General features: G+C 42.9%; 17 protein-coding genes. All 17 read right to left on the bottom strand.

Annotated elements, in window-relative coordinates; all coding sequences use genetic code 11:
• Positions 1–49: 49 nt before the first annotated feature.
• Positions 50–1,387, bottom strand: a complete 1,338-nt coding sequence (gene rho / locus J2S11_RS05045) for a transcription termination factor Rho (RefSeq protein WP_307391781.1) — start codon at positions 1,385–1,387, stop codon at positions 50–52.
• A gap of 60 nt (positions 1,388–1,447) precedes the next feature.
• Positions 1,448–2,416 (bottom strand): class II fructose-bisphosphatase, encoded by a 969-nt coding sequence (gene glpX, locus J2S11_RS05040; RefSeq protein ID WP_307391779.1) that lies wholly within the window; start codon positions 2,414–2,416, stop codon positions 1,448–1,450.
• Between the two features lie 321 nt (positions 2,417–2,737).
• Positions 2,738–4,030: a UDP-N-acetylglucosamine 1-carboxyvinyltransferase gene (locus J2S11_RS05035; RefSeq protein WP_307391777.1), complete on the bottom strand. Its 1,293-nt coding sequence runs from the start codon at positions 4,028–4,030 to the stop codon at positions 2,738–2,740.
• A gap of 82 nt (positions 4,031–4,112) precedes the next feature.
• Positions 4,113–4,763 carry a fructose-6-phosphate aldolase gene (gene fsa / locus J2S11_RS05030; RefSeq protein ID WP_307391774.1) on the bottom strand — a complete coding sequence of 217 codons (651 nt, stop codon included), beginning with the start codon at positions 4,761–4,763 and terminating at the stop codon, positions 4,113–4,115.
• Positions 4,764–4,896: 133 nt separating this feature from the next.
• A complete protein-coding gene (fba, locus tag J2S11_RS05025) occupies positions 4,897–5,760 on the bottom strand; it encodes a class II fructose-1,6-bisphosphate aldolase (RefSeq protein ID WP_307391772.1) in 864 nt (287 codons plus the stop codon).
• 36 nt (positions 5,761–5,796) lie between these two features.
• Entirely contained in the window at positions 5,797–6,609 is an 813-nt protein-coding gene (kce, locus tag J2S11_RS05020) for a 3-keto-5-aminohexanoate cleavage enzyme (RefSeq protein WP_307391769.1), read from the bottom strand.
• A 15-nt stretch (positions 6,610–6,624) separates the two neighbouring features.
• Positions 6,625–7,029: a 3-aminobutyryl-CoA ammonia lyase gene (kal, locus tag J2S11_RS05015; RefSeq protein ID WP_307391767.1), complete on the bottom strand. Its 405-nt coding sequence runs from the start codon at positions 7,027–7,029 to the stop codon at positions 6,625–6,627.
• Complete coding sequence (locus J2S11_RS05010) at positions 7,026–7,400, bottom strand: response regulator (RefSeq protein ID WP_307391765.1); 375 nt, start codon at positions 7,398–7,400, stop codon at positions 7,026–7,028. The genes kal and J2S11_RS05010 overlap by 4 nt, the downstream gene beginning before the upstream one ends.
• Positions 7,401–7,627: 227 nt before the next feature.
• Positions 7,628–9,220, bottom strand: coding sequence for a CTP synthase (locus J2S11_RS05005; protein ID WP_307391763.1), 1,593 nt, complete (start codon positions 9,218–9,220; stop codon positions 7,628–7,630).
• Positions 9,221–9,578: 358 nt separating this feature from the next.
• Positions 9,579–10,160 (bottom strand): DNA-directed RNA polymerase subunit delta, encoded by a 582-nt coding sequence (gene rpoE, locus J2S11_RS05000; RefSeq protein WP_307391761.1) that lies wholly within the window; start codon positions 10,158–10,160, stop codon positions 9,579–9,581.
• A 58-nt stretch (positions 10,161–10,218) separates the two neighbouring features.
• Positions 10,219–13,530, bottom strand: a complete 3,312-nt coding sequence (gene icmF / locus J2S11_RS04995) for a fused isobutyryl-CoA mutase/GTPase IcmF (protein WP_307391760.1) — start codon at positions 13,528–13,530, stop codon at positions 10,219–10,221.
• Positions 13,502–14,170, bottom strand: a complete 669-nt coding sequence (locus J2S11_RS04990) for a TetR/AcrR family transcriptional regulator (protein WP_307391759.1) — start codon at positions 14,168–14,170, stop codon at positions 13,502–13,504. The genes icmF and J2S11_RS04990 overlap by 29 nt, the downstream gene beginning before the upstream one ends.
• A gap of 166 nt (positions 14,171–14,336) precedes the next feature.
• The gene (gene meaB / locus J2S11_RS04985) at positions 14,337–15,281 is read right to left on the bottom strand and encodes a methylmalonyl Co-A mutase-associated GTPase MeaB (protein WP_307391757.1); all 945 of its coding nucleotides are present in this window, start codon (positions 15,279–15,281) and stop codon (positions 14,337–14,339) included.
• Positions 15,282–15,351: 70 nt separating this feature from the next.
• On the bottom strand, positions 15,352–16,491 hold the full coding sequence (locus J2S11_RS04980; protein ID WP_307391754.1) for an acyl-CoA dehydrogenase: 1,140 nt from the start codon (positions 16,489–16,491) through the stop codon (positions 15,352–15,354).
• Positions 16,492–16,555: 64 nt separating this feature from the next.
• Positions 16,556–17,695, bottom strand: a complete 1,140-nt coding sequence (locus tag J2S11_RS04975; protein WP_307391752.1) for an acyl-CoA dehydrogenase — start codon at positions 17,693–17,695, stop codon at positions 16,556–16,558.
• Positions 17,696–17,709: 14 nt separating this feature from the next.
• Complete coding sequence (locus J2S11_RS04970; RefSeq protein ID WP_307391750.1) at positions 17,710–18,564, bottom strand: 3-hydroxybutyryl-CoA dehydrogenase; 855 nt, start codon at positions 18,562–18,564, stop codon at positions 17,710–17,712.
• A gap of 17 nt (positions 18,565–18,581) precedes the next feature.
• On the bottom strand, positions 18,582–19,760 hold the full coding sequence (locus J2S11_RS04965) for an acetyl-CoA C-acetyltransferase (protein WP_307391748.1): 1,179 nt from the start codon (positions 19,758–19,760) through the stop codon (positions 18,582–18,584).
• Between the last annotated feature and the right edge of the window lie 34 nt (positions 19,761–19,794).

Genomic DNA, 19,794 nt, shown 5'->3' with positions numbered 1-19,794 from the left:
AGACATTTATAGTACCTCTATCTAATTGTCAGTTCTTTAATCGATCAAGTTAGCTTGCTGATGTTTTTGTGCTTTTCGTGGATTTAGTGCCTGTTTTGGCTCCACTAGACCGGCTTTCAGATGCAGAGCCTTGCCCTTCTCCCTCAGGAAGCTCAAACTGGGCCATAAACTCTTCATTGTTTGATGTTTTCTTGATCTTTCTAATAAATTGGTCTGTAAAATCAGGTGACTCTGTAAGGTTTTTACGAATGACCCACAGCTTGTCAAGATCATGAGGCTGTAGGAGAAGCTCTTCTCGTCTTGTTCCTGAGCGGCGGATATCAATAGCAGGATAGATGCGACGGTCAGCTAGCTTTCTGTCTAAGTGCAGCTCCATGTTCCCTGTTCCCTTGAACTCTTCATAGATCACATCATCCATACGTGAGCCCGTTTCCACTAATGCGGTAGCTAGGATGGTTAAGCTTCCGCCCTCTTCAATATTACGAGCCGCTCCAAAAAAGCGTTTCGGTCTATGGAAAGCAGCAGGATCTATCCCCCCGGATAATGTTCGACCACTTGGTGGAATAACAAGGTTGTAAGCACGAGCCAAACGGGTGATGCTATCTAGTAAAATGACAACATCCTTCTTATGCTCTACAAGACGTTGCGCCCTCTCAAGAACAAGCTCAGCCACTCGGATATGGTTCTCAGGAACTTCATCAAAGGTAGAGCTAACCACTTCACCCTTAACAGAGCGCTGCATATCGGTAACCTCTTCAGGTCGTTCATCAATAAGCAGTACGATTAATTCAATCTGTGGATGATTTGTTGAAATACTATTGGCAATCTCTTGAATGAGAACGGTTTTACCCGCCTTAGGAGGTGCTACAATTAATCCACGTTGTCCTAAACCAACAGGTGCAATGAGATCCATAATACGAGGAGCAAGCTTTTTTGGATCAGCTTCTAAAACCATTTTTTCATCTGGATAGAGTGGTGTCAAAGCAGGGAAATGAGGACGTTCTTTAGCAAGCTCAGGGTCTTCACCATTTACAGCTTCTACGTGCAGTAGCCCAAAATAACGTTCATTCTCTTTTGGTGGTCTAACCTTTCCTGAAACTTTATCTCCGTTGCGTAGCTCGAAGCGTCTGATTTGTGAAGCAGAAATGTAGATATCCTCGGAGGAAGGGAGATAGTTGATCGGTCTAAGAAAGCCATAGCCTTCTTGTAATACCTCTAAAATTCCTTCCATAAACAAAAATCCGTCTTTTTCTGCCTGGCCCTTTAATATCGCGAAGATAAGCTCTTTTTTCTTTAATTGGCCATAATAAGGTACTTCGTATTCCTTCGCTAGTTTATATAACTCTTTTAAACTCTTTTCTTCTAGATCAGTAATATGCACTGCCATAAGATTATGAACACCACTTTTCTTTACTAAATTATTTTTACTATACTTTTCTATTTCTTCTTATGATTCCATGACCATATTAGGTTTTCTTTCTAAGCGATGATCGGCTTGAATGAACCGAACTGTACCAGATTTCGCGCGCATAACAACAGACTGAGTTGACGCAGAGCTCCCTTTAAATCGAACCCCTCTAAGCAATTCACCGTCTGTTACTCCAGTGGCGGCAAAAATACAGTCGTCTCCCTTAACTAAATCGTCCATGCGGAGGATTTGGTCTGGCTTTGCCATCCCCATCTTTAGGCAGCGCTCCACTTCATCTTCATTTTGAGGAACTAGTCTTCCTTGAAGCTCTCCACCTAAGCATTTGAGAGCAACAGCCGCAATGACGCCTTCTGGAGCTCCGCCGGTACCGAATAAAATATCTACACCTGTATCCTCAAAAGCCGTGTTGATAGCAGCGGCTACATCTCCATCAGAAAGGAGTTTAATTCTTGCCCCCGCTTCCCTTACCTCATGAATAATTCGAGAATGCCGCTCACGGTCAAGCACTACAGCTACCAGATCAGAAATATCTCTGTTCAACGCATCAGCTACTGCTTTTAGGTTATCAGCCACTGATGCATTAAGGTCCACCTTCCCAACAGCAGCAGGTCCTACAGCTATTTTTTCCATGTACATATCAGGAGCGTGTAAGAGGTTACCTTTATCAGCCACAGCTAATACGGATAACGCATTCCACGTCCCTTTAGCCACAATATTTGTTCCTTCCAAAGGATCTACAGCAACATCTAGCTCTGGACCATGTCCCATTCCCAACTGCTCTCCAATGTATAGCATTGGTGCCTCATCCATTTCTCCTTCACCAATCACAACAGTTCCACGCATTGGAACGGTATCAAAAACTGTCCTCATCGCTGTTGTAGCTGCATCATCAGCTTCATCCTTTTTCCCTCTTCCCATCCATCTTGCTGAGGCTAATGCCGCAGCTTCTGTCACGCGAACCAATTCCATTGATAAGCTTCTTTCCATGCTGTCCCTCCTCATCATCTCTAGCTAACGAATATAGTAGATATACATTAGTAAAATAAGATTATTTATTTTCATAGATTTAAGAGTAAGTAGTCATGATTACACCCTACTAAATATATCATAATTTTTAAAATGTGCTATAGGTTTTGAGTTCTGTTTTTTTGTGATCCATATGCAACTGAGTATGTCTAGTTTAGGGGTAGAAGATGAGTAGAGTGTTTGAGGGAAGAAGAGCTATAAGGTCATTTTTCATAGGTGAGAAGGACAGTACCTACATTAGTAACATGTCCTTCTTATCCCTTAAAGCGTCTTCTTAATTGATTATTGGTTCACTTTTTCTTTCACTTCTTGATCGAGTGTGTCTGATTTTCTCCAGGTCTCAGCACCTAAAGCCTTTAGCTTTGCTTGTAGATTCTCATACCCTCGATCGATATGTTCAACACCACTTATTTCTGTTATTCCTGAAGAGATAAGTCCAGCAATAACCAAAGCTGAGCCCGCACGTAGATCCGATGCCGTCACCTTAGTGCCTTGCAAGGCTGTTGGACCAGTAATAATTGCAGAACGTCCTTCAACCTTAATATTTGCACCCATACGTCTTAATTCATCCGTATGCTTAAAGCGATGACTATATATTGTATCGGTTACAATGCTTGTTCCTTCCGCTTGTGTCAGGAGTGTAGTCATAGATTGCTGAAGGTCAGTGGGAAACCCTGGATGAACTAATGTTTTAATGTCGACAGCTTTTAAATCTGCTGCCGTAGCATCCACTAGTATCGAGTCATCCCTCTCTTCCACAATCACACCCATCTCTCTAAGCTTAGAAGAAACAGACTCCATATGCTTAGGAATAACGTTATCTACAAGTACCTGTCCCTTCGTTGCCGCAGCAGCAATCATAAATGTGCCCGTCTCAATACGATCGGGGATAATCGGTTGTCTACAGCCCTTAAGGGTATCGACACCTTCAATTCTTATCACATCTGTTCCTGCTCCCTTTATCTTGGCTCCCATAGAAACAAGTAGCGTGGCAACATCAATAATTTCTGGCTCTTTGGCTGCGTTCTCGATAACCGTTAGCCCTTTAGCTCTCACAGCCGCCAGCATGATATTAATTGTAGCTCCAACGCTCACAACATCTAAATAAATCCGTGAGCCTCTAAGCTCCTCAGCCTCTAAAAAGATGGCTCCATGCTCATTGGTTACTTTCGCTCCTAAAGCTTCAAAGCCTTTGATATGCTGATCTATAGGACGCGGTCCTAAATTACAGCCCCCAGGAAGGCCAACAGCTGCTCGCTTAAACCTACCTAGCATAGCTCCCATAAGATAATAGGAAGCACGAAGTTTTTTTACACTTCCATTGGGCAGAGGGATTGATGACATTGTCGTAGAATCTACGTACATGTCATTGTCTTTAATCTCTACCTTGCCTCCGATTTGCTCTAAAAGTTCAGCTAAAATACGTACATCACTGATATTGGGTAGGTTCTCAATGACTGTCGGCGTATCGGCTAAAATAGTAGCTGGAATTAGAGCAACAGCACTATTCTTGGCACTACTAATCTGAACAGTGCCCCTTAAAGGAGTTTTTCCTTGAATATATAATTTGTCCATTCCTCTTCTCCTTCCTAGGTCTTTCTTGCTGTTAGAAGATGCTACCATCATTATTGCCATCATTGATGCAAAAGAATACACCTTAGTTTGATTTTTGCGCCTTCTCCCAATCAGCTAAAAACTTCTCAATTCCAGCGTCTGTTAGTGGATGCTTGGAAATCTGCTCAATAACGGAATACGGCATAGTTCCAATATGCGCCCCTCGCAAAGCTGCTTCTGTAACATGAAGAGGATGACGAATGGATGCCGCAATAATTTCAGTCGCTATATTATGGATTGAAAAAATCTGCTCGATATCTTCAATTAATTGCATTCCATTATGCCCAATATCATCAAGTCGACCTAAGAAAGGAGAGACATAGCTCGCCCCTGCACGTGCAGCTAGTAGCGCTTGATTTGCTGAAAAAATAAGGGTGACATTCGTCTTGATTTGTTTGCTAGAAAGAATATTTACCGCTTTTAAGCCCTCAAGAGTCATAGGAATTTTAACGGTGATTTGCGGAGCGATCTTAGCCAGATCCTCTCCTTCCTCCACCATTCCTTCAGCGTGCTCACTAATAACCTCTGCACTAACAGAGCCTGAAACAATGGCACAAATCTCTTGTAATCGCTCTTTGAAGTCAATTCCTTCCTTCGCTACTAAGCTTGGGTTTGTTGTTACACCGGCAATAACACCTAGCTCATACGCCTTTTTTATTTCATCTATATTAGCTGTGTCTAAGAAGATTTTCATAATAGTGAGGACCTCCTCCTTGCTTTTTTGCGAAATCATAAAAGTAAGGTTCGTATCTATAATGAATTTTATGGGTTAAATAGGGTTGAAAATACGTGATGATCTCTCTCCCAAACATAGGGAATGCATCTGGTTAAGCTTGGTTACTTGAGCCAAACTCACGCATTTTTCCTTTTACCGTTTCTTTAATCGTATCTCTAGCTGGTCCAAGATATTTACGTGGGTCGTACAGATCAGGTTTTTCTTGAAGCACCTTACGTACAGTTGCCGCTGAAGACATTTGACTTTCCGTATTTACGTTAATTTTTGCTGTACCTAATGAAATCGCTCTTTGAATATCCTTCGTAGGAATTCCAGTTCCCCCGTGTAGCACTAGAGGTACACCTGTTAATTTTTGTACTTCTTCCATGCGATCAAACCCTAAGTTCGGCTCTCCCTTGTAAGGACCGTGAACAGAACCAAGAGCTGGAGCAAAACAATCTACCTTTGTCTCACGGACAAGCTGCTCACATTCAGCTGGAATCGCATACGCGGCATCGGCATCATCAACCACTAGGTCATCCTCTTGTCCTCCAATTCTTCCTAGCTCAGCCTCAACAGAAACTCCTAGGGTATGAGCAACGTCTACTACTTTCTTAGTCAACGCAATATTCTCTTCCAGAGGGAAGTGAGATCCGTCAATCATAACAGATGTAAATCCAGCATCAATAGCCTTTACACACATCTCAAAGGAGGAACCATGATCTAAGTGAATCGCTACAGGTACAGTAATATTATAATCCTCAATTAAACTTCTTATAATCGCTACGACCGTTTTAAAACCACCAATATATTTAGCTGCTCCTTCACTGACCCCAAGAATAACAGGAGAGTTTTCCTCCTGTGCTGCCTGCAGGATCGCTTGAGTGAATTCAAGGTTATTAATGTTAAATTGTCCTACCGCGTATTTTCCTTCAACTGCTTTAATTAACATGTCTTTCATTGATACTAATGGCATGGTTTTCTTCCTCCTAAGATGTTTTTATCTATGACACTACACGATATGTAGTAGTCTTCTAGCCGTCTCTACGGTCGCTATCTCTCGTCCTACTTCCTTTGCTATACGTACGACTCTCTTAACCAACTGAGCATTGGATTGGGCGAGCACTCCCTTAGTATAGTATATATTATCTTCAAATCCCACTCTAACATGACCTCCTAGTAGCAAGGCATGTACCGCTAAGAACAGCTGATGGCGACCTATTCCAGCTACAGTCCATGTTGCATTCGAGGGGATTTTTTGCACTAGAAAGAGCAGGTTGGCTAGGGACGCAGGCAGGGCACCAGGCACACCAAGCACAAAATCATAATGCTGATGACCTTGAACATATCCCTTCTCTACTAATTGTAAAGCGTTATGAATCATTCCCGCTTCAAAAATTTCGAACTCTGGCCTCACTCCTTCTTGTTGCATATATAAAGCGAGCTGCTCCATATCTGCTAAGGAATTCTGAAACACACCAGAACCAAAATTTACCGTTCCGGTCGTTAACGTTGCCATCTCTGGCTTTAATTGAATAGGCTGCTTTCGTTCGTCTATACTCATCCCGATCGCTCCGCCTGTGGATACTTGTATAATTATATCACAGCGTCTACGGATAGTAGAAACGATTTGGTCATAGTACTCCAAATCCTGTGTAGGGCTTCCGTCATCCCTTCTTGCGTGAATATGGGCTATGCTTGCTCCAGCTTCATACGCTTGCTCCACTTCATTAGCGATTTCTTCTGGAGTGTAAGGAATGGCAGGGTTTTGCTCTCTCATCACTTCGGCACCATTAACGGCAACTGTAACGATACAAGGTTCCATATTTACTCCCTTCCATTAGCTTTTCGTATTTCCCTTTTGTTTATCCTTCGGTACAACACAGGTGCCCTTTGCCTGGCACACTAGAACAGGCTGCTCAAGCAGCGTCGCTTGAGAAGGATTGGAGGCATCCCTGCTCCCAGCAATCACCTTATGTGCTGTAAAGCTCATTGTTCTAGATGTATTTCCTTGTTTGGTTATGCTTCCTTTTGCTTCTATGTAATCTCCCGCGTATACTGGTGCTTTAAATTCAACTTGCTCGTAAGCGACAAACAGCCCTTCGTCTCCATCCAATCGGATTAATAATTCTGTGGCAACATCCCCAAAAAGAGCTAGCATCCTTGCACCATCAACTAAATCTCCTCCGTAGTGAGCATCGGCCTGTGATAGACGTAAACGAATCATGACTTCCTCCACGATCATTCCTCCTCTTGGTTTGAAACTGATGCTACAATCTTTCTTAGTTCATCGATGTCAAAGGGTTTGGTGAAGTGAGTAAGCGCTCCCAGATTCATGGCTTCCTGTATCAAATCTAATTCACCATATGCCGTTATCATAATGACATGAATACTTGGATCTAACATTTTCACACGCTTTAATATTTCTAATCCGTCCATTCCCGGAATTTTCATATCTAGGATCACCAAGTTTGGCTTATTTTGATCGGCCAATTCTAAGGCCTGTTTGCCATTGGCTGCCTGAAATGTGGTGTAGCCTTCCTTTCTAAAAACTTCATCAAGTAATACCCTAATGCCATATTGATCATCTACGATTAAAATCTTTTTATTCGGCATATTATTCCCTTCCTTTGTTCAATCATTTTCCTATATAGGTAGTTTCGCTAGAAAGGAAGATATTCCTCTAATTTGAGGAAAAAATCAGCATGTAAGAAATTTCGACAATCCTCGTCCTCCCACTATTCTAATGAACATATTTATATCTTAAAAAAAGCTGTCCAAACGTAGAGAAAAAATCTACATTAGACAGCTTCGTTTAATATTTCAATTTAGAATTGTCCGTGTTAGTTGGCAGACGCTTTAATAAAATCACGGAATAGAGGCTGAGCTCGGTTTGGCCTTGATATAAATTCCGGATGGAACTGACTGGCTACAAACCACGGGTGATCTGGAAGCTCAATAATTTCCACTAGCCTTCCGTCAGGTGAAGTCCCACTGAAGGTAAAGCCTTGCTCCTCAAACGCTGTACGATAATCATTGTTAAACTCATAGCGATGACGATGACGCTCATAAACGAGCTCCTCCTGATACGCTTCTGCTGCACGAGAGCCCTCTGCAACACGGCATGGATAAATACCTAAACGCATTGTACCACCAAGATCTTCAATATCCTTTTGCTCTGGTAAAAGATCAATAACAGGGTAGCTTGTTTGCGGATTAATTTCTGAGCTATTTGCTCCCTTTAGCCCCAGCACATTGCGAGCAAATTCAACACACGCTACCTGCATACCTAAACAGATTCCTAAGAAAGGAATCTTCTGCTCACGTGCATAACGAACCGTTTCAATCTTCCCTTCAATTCCTCGATCACCAAAGCCACCAGGAACTAATATGCCGTCTATCCCATGCAGAAGATCATTTACATTTTCCTCCGTGACATGCTCTGCGTTGATCCAACGAATATCAATATCTGAATCATTCGCTATTCCTGCATGATAGAGAGCTTCTGCGACAGAAAGGTACGCATCCTGTAGCTCTACGTATTTTCCTACTAGAGCAATCGTTGTCGTTTTGCTTAGGTTCTTCACTCGATTGACCATAGCCTTCCATTCATCCATGTCAGCCTCAGGTGCTTCCAATCCAAGATGGTTTAACACATAATCATCGAAGCCTTGGCTTTGCAAGAATAAAGGAACCTCATAAAGCGTTTCAGCATCTTTGGATTCTATGACTGCGTTTTTATCAATATCACAGAATAAAGCTAGCTTTTCCTTCATATCTTCTGAAAGATCGTGCTCTGTACGGCAGACGATAACATTAGGCTGAATTCCAAGACTTCTAAGCTCTTTTACACTGTGTTGAGTAGGTTTTGTTTTTAATTCACCAGCAGCACGAATATAAGGAATTAATGTAGCGTGAATATACATCACGTTTTGACGTCCAATATCACTTTTAATTTGACGAATGGCTTCTAGGAATGGAAGACTTTCAATGTCCCCTACCGTTCCACCTATTTCAGTAATGACTACATCTGCATTTGTTTCTTTACTTGCTCTAAAAACACGATCTTTAATTTCATTGGTGATATGCGGAATAACCTGTACCGTTCCACCAAGATAATCCCCACGTCTTTCCTTTGTTATAACACTTGAATAAATCTTCCCTGTTGTCACGTTACTGTTCGAGTTGAGATTAATATCAATAAAGCGCTCATAATGACCAAGGTCAAGATCCGTCTCTGCTCCATCATTCGTAACGAACACTTCACCATGCTGATAAGGACTCATTGTTCCTGGATCAACGTTGATATAAGGATCGAACTTTTGAATCGTCACATTTAATCCTCTATGTTTTAATAATGTACCTAATGATGCGGCAATAATTCCTTTACCAATTGATGAAACAACTCCACCTGTTACAAAAATATATTTTGCCATTTTTTAAGTCATCCTCTCTTTCTCCGTTTAGTTTGGCTCTCTTTGGATCATTCAATCACATATTTTGTAGCTTGTTTCATCTTCTGCCCTAATGCTATAGAGTTTTTCCTAAAAGGAGCTCTATGTATAAAGGACTTAGGATTATAAATCGTCAGGAGCTAGATAAAATAAAAAAAACAAAAGTGACACTCCTCCCTGCTCACTGCAATGGGGGCACTTTTGTTTTGAAATTCGTAAGTATAACACGTCTATCAACGAACGAATCGTATAAAAGTATTTTATTGACTCAGAAAAAATCGGAGCCCAAAAAAAATTCTACCCCTAGACGAGTAAAGTGTCAAGGGGTAGGTGATAAGAATTATTCATCTATTTCTTCTTCGTCGTCATACTCTTCATCTTCATCTTCGTAATCCTCATCATCTTCATCTATCTCTTCGCCTAAATCTTCGATATCCTCATCTAAATCTTCTAGGTCTTCGTCAACCTCTTCAAGATCGTCGGCATCCAAATCCTCTTCATCATCGTACTCTTCCTCTTCGTCATACTCATCAAAATCATCTGCTTCTTCTTCATCTGTTTCTATGTCGTCGTCCTCATCATCAGAGCGTTTCTTCTTCGATTTCTTTTTCACTTCTGTGATGACGATTTCTTCAGCTTGCTCTACTGGATACCAGCTGCGGAGTCCCCAAACGTTATCGCCTAACGCTTTAAAGCGACCATCAATGTTTATTTCCGTATACACCCGAGACATTACATCCATTTTCTGCTCATCTGTTAATCCTTTTAAAGCCATCACTTCATCAAGGATTTGATGGAACGCCATCGGTTGTTTATTGGATTCTTTTAAAAGGTGGTACACGATATCGACCATCGACATTTCTGAAAGTGTTTCAAGCTCTAGGTCACGAATACTCACTTCAGCACTTCCCTTCCACTTCATCTTCCTAACCATTATAGACTGATTCGAAAAATATATGCTAGTATTTTTCTCTCTATCCTTACATATTTCTGCGGTATTGTCCACCTACTTCATAAAGTGCCTGTGTAATTTGACCTAAACTAGCCACCTTAACACTCTCCATTAGCTCGGCAAAAATATTACCCCCGGACTGTGCCACTTGCTTGAGCCTCTTAAGGGCTGCTTTTCCAGATGTGTGATGACGCTCTTGAAAGGCGCGTAAATTGGTGATTTGCTGCTCTTTTTCCTCTTTTGTGGCTCTAGCAAGCTGCATCGTAAATTCCTGATCATCTGCGACAGCATTCGGATTCATGTACGTGTTTACACCGATGATAGGCAGCTCTCCCGTATGCTTTTTCATCTCATATAGCAAGGATTCCTCTTGAATTTTTCCCCGTTGATATTGCGTCTCCATTGACCCAAGCACTCCACCTCGATCATTGATACGGGAAAACTCAGCCAATACAGCCTCTTCCACAAGATTAGTTAGTTCTTCTATAATAAAGGAGCCTTGAAGAGAGTTTTCGTTTTTCGCTAAACCGAGCTCCTTCGTTATAATCATTTGAATGGCCATAGCCCGTCGTACAGATTCCTCCGTCGGAGTTGTAATCGCTTCGTCGTACGCATTCGTATGCAAGGAATTACAGTTATCATAGATTGCCATTAGAGCTTGAAGAGTAGTGCGAATATCATTAAAATCGATCTCCTGAGCGTGGAGCGAACGTCCAGATGTTTGAATATGATACTTAAGCTTCTGTGAACGCTCATTAGCATTATATTTATCCCTCATCACAATCGCCCATATCCTCCGAGCCACTCTGCCAATGACCGTATACTCTGGATCTAGCCCGTTACTGAAGAAAAAGGATAGGTTTGGTGCAAAATCATCAATATTCATCCCTCTACTTAAATAATACTCGACATACGTAAACCCATTGGCTAGGGTGAACGCTAGCTGTGAGATCGGATTCGCTCCAGCTTCTGCGATGTGATAACCAGATATACTGACAGAGTAATAATTACGCACTCCATGATGGATAAAGTACTCCTGCATATCCCCCATCATACGCAAAGCGAATTCAGTAGAAAAGATACATGTATTCTGACCCTGATCCTCTTTTAGAATATCCGCTTGGACTGTCCCACGCACCGTTTTTAATGTAAGCGCTTTAATTTTTTCGCCCTCTTCTTTGTCAGGAGCACGTCCTTCCCGTTCTGTAAAAAGCTCGATCTGCTGGCTAATGGCCGTATTCATAAACATCGCTAAGATAATTGGGGCTGGCCCATTAATGGTCATTGATACACTTGTGCTAGGCTGACATAGATCGAAGCCTGCGTATAGCTTTTTCATATCTTCAAGGGTACAAATACTGACCCCACTTTCCCCAACCTTCCCATAGATATCTGGACGGTGATCGGGATCTTCTCCATATAGTGTTACACTATCAAATGCTGTGGATAAGCGCTTGGCTTGATCGTCTTTGGACAAATAATGAAACCTGCGATTTGTTCTTTCAGGAGTTCCTTCACCAGCAAATTGACGCTTAGGGTCCTCGCCCTCTCTCTTAAACGGAAATACACCTGCCGTATAAGGAAATACACCTGGAACATTTTCTGTCATCTGCCATTCTAACAGATCGCCCCACTCCTGATACTTAGGCAGGGATATCTTAGGAATTCTAGTTCCTGAAAGTGAAGTAGTAAATAACGTCGTACGAAGCTCTTTATCTCTAATTTTTGTTACATATTCATCCTTCTTATACGTCTCCATTAGCTTTGGCCAGTGTTCAATCAGCTTTTTACTGTCCATATGCAGCTGTTCATACACGCTCTTCCCTAGCTCTTGAATCGTTTGAAGAGTAGGCTCCTGGATGGAAACAGTCTCTGTTGATGGGCTCATCGCTTCTTCAAGTTGCTGTTTTACCCCGTCCAGCTGATAGGCCTTACGCGCTAGCTCAACCTGACTTTTCGTAAAGGATTTGTACTCTTGAATACATTTGACAATGTCCCCTAAGTACTGCACTCTATCTCCAGCAATGATGGTATGCTGTGGTTTAATCTCTATAGGCTTTGACACTTCTTGATTATCCGTTATTGCCCAATCAATTCCTAGCTTTTCTTTCAATTGCATAATGATCGCCTGAAAGAGCTGATTCGTTCCTGGATCATTAAACTGGCTGGCAATCGTCCCGTAAACAGGTAGCTCCTCCTCTGGTTTGTCAAAAAGCAAGCGACTGCGTTGATACTGCTTACGAACGTCACGCAGGGCATCAGCAGAGCCTTTGCGCTCAAATTTATTGATTACAATAAGATCAGCAAAATCAATCATTTCAATTTTCTCTAGCTGTGAGGGCGCTCCAAATTCACTTGTCATCACATAAAGGGATAAATCACAAACGTCTACTATTTCAGCATCCCCTTGACCTATACCACTCGTTTCAATCATCATGCAGTCAAACCCAGCCGTTTTACAAATGGAGATGGCGTCCTCTATAGCATGGCTTAACTCTGTTTTGGATGTTCTCGTCGCTAAGCTACGCATGTACACATTAGGATGATGAATAGCATTCATTCTAATTCGATCGCCAAGTAAGGCTCCACCCGTCTTCTTCTTGGAAGGATCAATGGAGATGATCGCTAGCTTTTTATCAGGGAAGGTGTGGACAAAACGACGAACAAGCTCATCCGTTAATGAGCTTTTCCCTGCCCCACCTGTTCCTGTTATTCCTAGGATGGGAATCTGCTTCTCACTTTCCCTCGCTTTCTCCCGCACCTGCTGAAGAGTAGCCGATACTTCCTTCTCACTCGTCTGAACGTCCTGATGATGAAAACGTTCCTCCGCTAAGGTAATCATACGAGCAATGGTATGATCATCTGCTACGTTAGGTGACTCTAGCTCAGCTAATGAGGTGGTAGAGAAATCAGCCAGCTTCAGCATCTGATTAATCATGCCTTGCAATCCGTATTTCCGACCATCCTCTGGAGAAAAAATCATGGCAATGCCATACTCATGAAGCTCTTTAATTTCTGGAGGCACGATAACTCCTCCGCCACCTCCAAATATCTTAATATGTCCAGCGTTCCGCTCCTGTAGAAGGTCATACATATATTTAAAGTACTCCATATGACCACCTTGATAGGAGCTTATCGCAATCCCTTGAACATCCTCCTGGATGGCCGCTGTGACCACCTCATCTACAGAGCGATTGTGTCCTAAATGAATAACCTCTGCTCCGGAAGCCTGTAAAATCCTTCTCATTACATTAATAGAAGCGTCATGTCCATCAAAAAGACTTGAGGCTGTCACAAAGCGCAGCTTGTGCTCAGTTTGATACACTTCCTGTTGACTCAATCTTGCCCTCCTCCTTTGGTTTACGGATTTGATTTAAGATTAAGGATGTTTGCTCTTGAATAAACTCCTCCAATGAAAACTGCTTGCCTAACGCCCAGCGTCTAAATACCCACATCTCTCCTAATACCATAATGTTGTGGGACATTAAATGAGTGTCCTTGCGATCTAGAGCAATACTGCCGTCTTCAATTCCGCGCAGCAGAATGTTTTCAAAGATTTGAGTAATGTCTTTTTCCTTCCCTAGCACATAGCGCAGCATATCTTTAGGCAAGGATTTAGCCTCCTGGTAAATTAGGAGTACACGATCCTGCATATCGTTCATCACTTGGAAAAAATATACCATCGCTTCCTGAAGAGAATCTATGCCTTTACGTGTATCCTTTACAGATTGTAAAAGGCGCTCCTCCAGCTCATGATGAATAGCGTCACATACTAAATAAAGCACATCCTCCTTGGCTTCAATATATTCATAGAGAGTACCAATACTAAAGCCTGCTTTAGCGGCAATCTCTCTTGTCGTCGTTTTAAAGAATCCTTTTTCTATAAAAAGGGCTACGGCAGACTCGATGATCTGCTCCCTTCTTTTTTGGACCAGCTTTTGGTCTTTGACTAGTGATGGAATTTGTTTTTTCTCTCTCATTCTCTTCTCCTCCCTATACTATCGCTTTGATTATCTATCTTGCTTCTTTGTCTATATATTTAGGTTTGTTCTTTGGTTGCTTTTTATTTTAATCTATTTGGCTTCATTAATAAGTGATTTACTTCCTAAAGCCATAGATATTATCTATTTTATAGACTCTATTGAGCTAATCCTGCATCCCCCACTTGGCTATAAGCTTCTCCGCTAGATCATATGGACTTTGCTCCCCTTGTTTAAGCTGATCAAAATGAGCTAGTAGGCTTGCATCCTTCAATTTATCCTCTATGATTATGGAGAAATGATGGTGAAGCAACTCCCTCACTTCAGCCTCTGCTCTTCGCCTGTTACGTCCAATTCCTTCATTCGTATCTCGCAAAAAGGCTCGATGCTGATTACAGGTTAACCAAAGCTGATCAATTCCCTGCCTTTGTGTACTGACTGTTTTAATGACAGGTGGCCGCCACTCTGAATCATGCTTAGCGATATCAAGCATCTGTTCAATTTCTGCTTTTAGCTTATCCGTTCCTGGTAAGTCTGCCTTGTTAATCACGTAGAAATCGGCAACTTCCATAATTCCCGCTTTAAACGCTTGAACACTGTCCCCACCATTAGGGGTTAATAATACAGCTGTAGAATCGGCAAACTTCATAATATCTAACTCCGCTTGACCTACTCCAACGGTCTCTACGATAATAACGTCTAAACCAAACGCATCTAGGGCATGAATCGCTTCCTTCGTAGCTCGTGCTAGCCCTCCTAGGCTACCTCTTGTACCCATGCTACGAATAAAGACACCTGGATCAGTAAAATGATTAGCCATTCTTACTCTGTCTCCGAGCAATGCTCCACCAGTAAAAGGACTTGTTGGATCAACAGCTAATACACCTACCGTCATATCCTGCTTCCTTAGATAAGTGAGCAGTTCGTTGACTATAGAGCTTTTGCCCGCGCCAGGCGGACCTGTTAGACCGAGTTTGTAAGCTTTTTTCGTATGGGGATATAGCTCTTTAAGCAATGTTAAGCGATCTGGGTGCTGATCTTCGATATAGGATATGGCACGAGCTAACGCTCGAACATTTTTTGCTAGTATTCCTTTAGTTAACTCATGCATCCTATCACCTCAGCGTCTCTTCTCTTAGCCCTGTTAGGCTATAGCTCATCTTACTATTCTATCATGTTGATTACGTTAATAGGTACTTTGAAATCACTAGGCGCTGAATCTCATTTGTTCCCTCGTAGATTTGTGTAATTTTAGCGTCACGCATAAATCGTTCAACTGGGTATTCTCGTGTATAGCCGTATCCACCAAAAATTTGTACTGCGTCTGTGGTTACTTCCATAGCGATATCTCCTGCGAATAGCTTACTCATAGCCGATGCTTTTCCATAGGGCAAGCCTTCTCCTTCAAGCCAAGCCGCTTGATAGGTTAGTAGGCGGGCCGCTTCTACCTTTGTAGCCATATCGGCAAGCATAAATTGCAGTCCCTGCTGCTGAGCAATAGGTTTACCAAACTGCTTCCTTTCCTTGGCATACGCTAAGGCGTGATCTAAGGCTCCCTGGGCGATACCTACTGCTTGAGCAGATATCCCATTACGCCCTCCATCTAGTGTCATCATGGCTATCTTGAAGCCTTCTCCTTCTTCTCCAAGACGGTTTTCCACAGGCACCTTGACTTGATCAAAAATAATCTCAAGGGTTGGGGAGGAGCGAATACCTAGCTTCTTTTCCTTCTTACCAAAGCTAAAGCCCTCCATCCCCTTCTCTAGGATAAAGGCCGTAATCCCTTTGTGCTTTAGCTCAGGATTCGTTACAGCAAATACAACATAAATCTCCGCATCCCCTGCGTTTGTGATGAAAATTTTATTTCCACTTAACAGATAATGCTCTCCCTGACGAACAGCCGTTGTTTTCATGGCCGCTGCATCAGAGCCTGAACCAGACTCTGTTAATCCGTATGCTCCTAGCTTTGTACCCTCTGCTAGGGGACGCAGGAACCTTTCCTTTTGCTCTTCGGTCCCAAATTTATAGATGGGCCAGCTAGCTAGTGACACATGAGCAGAAAGTGTGACACCTGTCGAAGCACATACACGAGAAAGCTCTTCTACGGCTATACAGTAGCTTAGATAATCGGAATCTATGCCTCCGTACTGCTCCTCCCAAGGAATACCTGTCAGCCCGAGCTCACCCATCAGATCAAAAAGTCGGCGATCAAAGCGTTCCTCTTCATCTCTTATAGCTGCCGTTGGGGCAACCTCTTTTTCGGCAAAATCTCTAACCATCTTTCTAATCATTTGATGCTCATCGGATAATTGAAAGTTCATAAGGTTCTCTCCCTTTTTGACCAGCATAATGTGGCTATATATCTTGGCAAAATATTTTAACAAATTAAGGTAACAGATGCTTACCAATCACAATCCGTTGGATCTGATTCGTCCCCTCGTAAATCTGTGTCACCTTTGCGTCTCTAAACAGTCTTTCTACAACGTATTCCTTCGTATATCCGTACCCACCAAGAACTTGGATCGCTTCAGTGGTCACCTTCATCGCCACATCCGAGCTAAGGAGCTTAGCCATGGAAGCTTCTTTTCCACAGGGAAGCCCTTGCTCATGTAAAAAAGCAGCACGATACGTTAAAAGCTTAGCCGCTTCAATCTCTGTCGCCATATCGGCTAGCTTAAAGGATAGGCCTTGTAGCGTACCAATTGGACGTCCGAACTGCTTGCGCTCCTTAGCGTAAGCGAGTGCGATGTCGAGCGCATGCTCAGCTAACCCCAACGCCTGGGCGGCAATTCCAATCCGCCCTGCATCCAAATTCGCTAGAGCAATGCTTAAACCCATGCCTTCCTCACCCAAAAGATTTTCAGCAGGAACTCGAGCTTGATCAAATATAATCTCTGCTGTATTGGAGCCGTGAAGACCCATCTTTTTTTCCTTTTTACCGATGTGCATTCCCGGTGTATTTTTTTCCACTATAAATGCCGATATTCCCTTTGAACCCTTGCTAGGGTCTGTCACAGCAAACGTAATATAGACATCTGCCTCACCTGCGTTTGTGATAAAAATTTTTGAGCCGTTGAGAACATACTCATTATTCTGCTTGGATGCTGACGTTTTCAGATTAGATGCATCGGAGCCTGCTTGGGACTCAGTGAGGGCAAACGCTCCAAGATATTCTCCGCTAGCTAGCTTTGGCACATACTTTTGCTTCTGCTCCTCCGAGCCAAAGTAAAGAATTGGATTTGTTCCTACCGATGTATGAACAGATAAAATAACTCCAATTGTGGCACTCACCTTCGCTAGCTCGTGAATGGCACTAATATAAGCAACAAATCCTGCACCTGCTCCGCCATAGTTTTCTGGGATAGGGATGCCTAGTAAGCCCAGCTCCGCCATTTTATCCACCGTTTGACGCGGAAATTGATCTGTCTCATCCATTTCCTGTGTCATAGGTTCAATTTCTTTTTGGGCAAATTCCTTAACCATTGTTCTTAGCATGCTCTGTTCTTCTGTAAAGCGAAATTCCATCTGTCTCTCCACCTCTACTCGTTGTATACGTAAAAGCCTCTTCCTGTTTTACGTCCTAGCCAGCCAGCTTTCACATATTTTCGTAGCAATGGACATGGGCGATACTTGTCGTCCCCAAAGCCTTCCTGTAACGTTTCCATAATATACAGGCATGTATCTAGGCCTATAAAGTCAGCTAACGTTAGTGGTCCCATAGGGTGGTTCATCCCTAGCTTCATAACCTGATCAACCTCCTCCGGAGAGGTTACTCCCTCATACACTGTATAGATCGCCTCGTTAATCATCGGCATAAGCACTCGATTGGCTACAAAGCCCGGAAAATCATTAACCTCTACGGGAATTTTGTTTAGTTTTTTAGATAAATCAAATACGGCTTGAAAAACTTCCTGAGACGTGGCAAGTCCCCGGATAACCTCAACAAGCTTCATCACTGGAACAGGGTTCATAAAATGCATTCCAATGACGCGTTCAGGCTTTTTCGTTTCAGCTGCAATTTCAGTTATGGGCAGAGAGGACGTGTTCGTGGCTAAAATTGTATGCTCCTGAGTAATGTCATCGAGCCGTGCAAAAATGTTCTTCTTAATCTCCATATTCTCAACAGCCGCTTCGATGACAATGTCTACCTCATTGGCATCACCAAGATCAATTGTTGTCCGTAATCTTGATAGAATAGCTTCGGACTCCTTAGGGTCCAGCTTCTGTTTCTCGACCTGTCTTGAAAGATTCTTAGTGATTTTAGTCATACCGCTCTGTACAAAATCCTCCTTTACATCATGTAAAAGGACTTCTAAGCCAGCTTGAGCCATCACCTGGGCGATCCCTGAACCCATTTGCCCTGCTCCTATGACCATAACCTTATTCATTTCCATCGCTTTTCTCCCTTCTTTTATACCTGAATGAGAATGGCATCTCCCTGAGCGGCTCCAGAGCATATGGCCGCAATACCTAAGCCTCCGCCACGTCTTTTCAGCTCGTAAATCAAAGTCATTAAAATCCTCGCTCCACTAGCTCCTATCGGATGGCCTAAAGCTATCGCTCCTCCATTTACATTGAGCTTCTCATGTGGAATCCCTGCCAGTTCAGCACTTGTTAATGCTACAGCAGCAAACGCTTCATTGATTTCAAAAAGATCAATGTCACTGACCTGATATCCAGTCTGCTTCAGTAGCTTTTGAATAGCTAAGGCAGGAGTCTTAGCAAGATACGGGGCTTCCGCTCCAACGGCAGCATGGCCAAGAATCGTAGCAAGAGGCTGCTTGCCTTCCTTCTTTGCCCTCTCCTTACTCATCAGCATAAAGGCACCTGCTCCATCGTTAACACCTGGAGCATTTCCAGCTGTAATGCTTCCATCAGGTGTAAATACTGGCGGTAGCTTCGCAAGCTTTACTAAATCCGTATCCTTCCTAGGAGCTTCATCCTTTTTAACGATGATTGGGTCTCCTTTTCGCTGCGGAATGCTGATTGGTACTAGCTCATCCTCCAGTTTACCTTCCTCCACAGCCGCAACAGCTAGCTGATGACTGCGCAAAGCCCATTCATCTTGAGTGTCGCGACTAACGTTAAATTCAGCAGCTACCTGACTACCATGCACGGCCATGTGAACGTTTTCAAAACTACAGGTCAAGCCGTCATGGATCATGGAGTCCTTTACCTGTCCATCGCCCATACGCATCCCCCATCTTGCTTTAGGAAGAAGGTATGGTGCATTGCTCATGCTTTCCATGCCTCCAGCTGCGATAGCGTCAGCATCCCCTGCACGAATCATTTGATCAGCTAGGGTTACTGCTCTTAATCCTGATGCACACACCTTATTAATCGTTTCACTTTGAACCTCCCATGGATAGCCTGCCAGCCTTGCCGCTTGACGGGAAGGAATTTGTCCTGCTCCTCCTTGCAGGACCATCCCCATAATCACATGGTCTACATCAGCAGGGTTTACCTGTCCCCTCTTCGCTACCTCCTCTAATACGGTAGCACCTAGCTCAACAGCTTGCTTATCCTTCAAAGCCCCTCCAAACCTGCCAAATGGCGTTCTTGCCGCACTAATAATTACCGTCTTAGTCATGTATAGTTCTCCCCTCTATTAACAAATCTAGCTT

Origin of the sequence: Bacillus horti (assembly GCF_030813115.1) — a bacterium.
GTDB lineage: Bacteria > Bacillota > Bacilli > Caldalkalibacillales > JCM-10596 > Bacillus_CH > Bacillus_CH horti.
The sequence above is the reverse complement of the archived record's forward strand: the minus strand, read 5'-3'. Positions and strand labels throughout refer to the sequence as shown.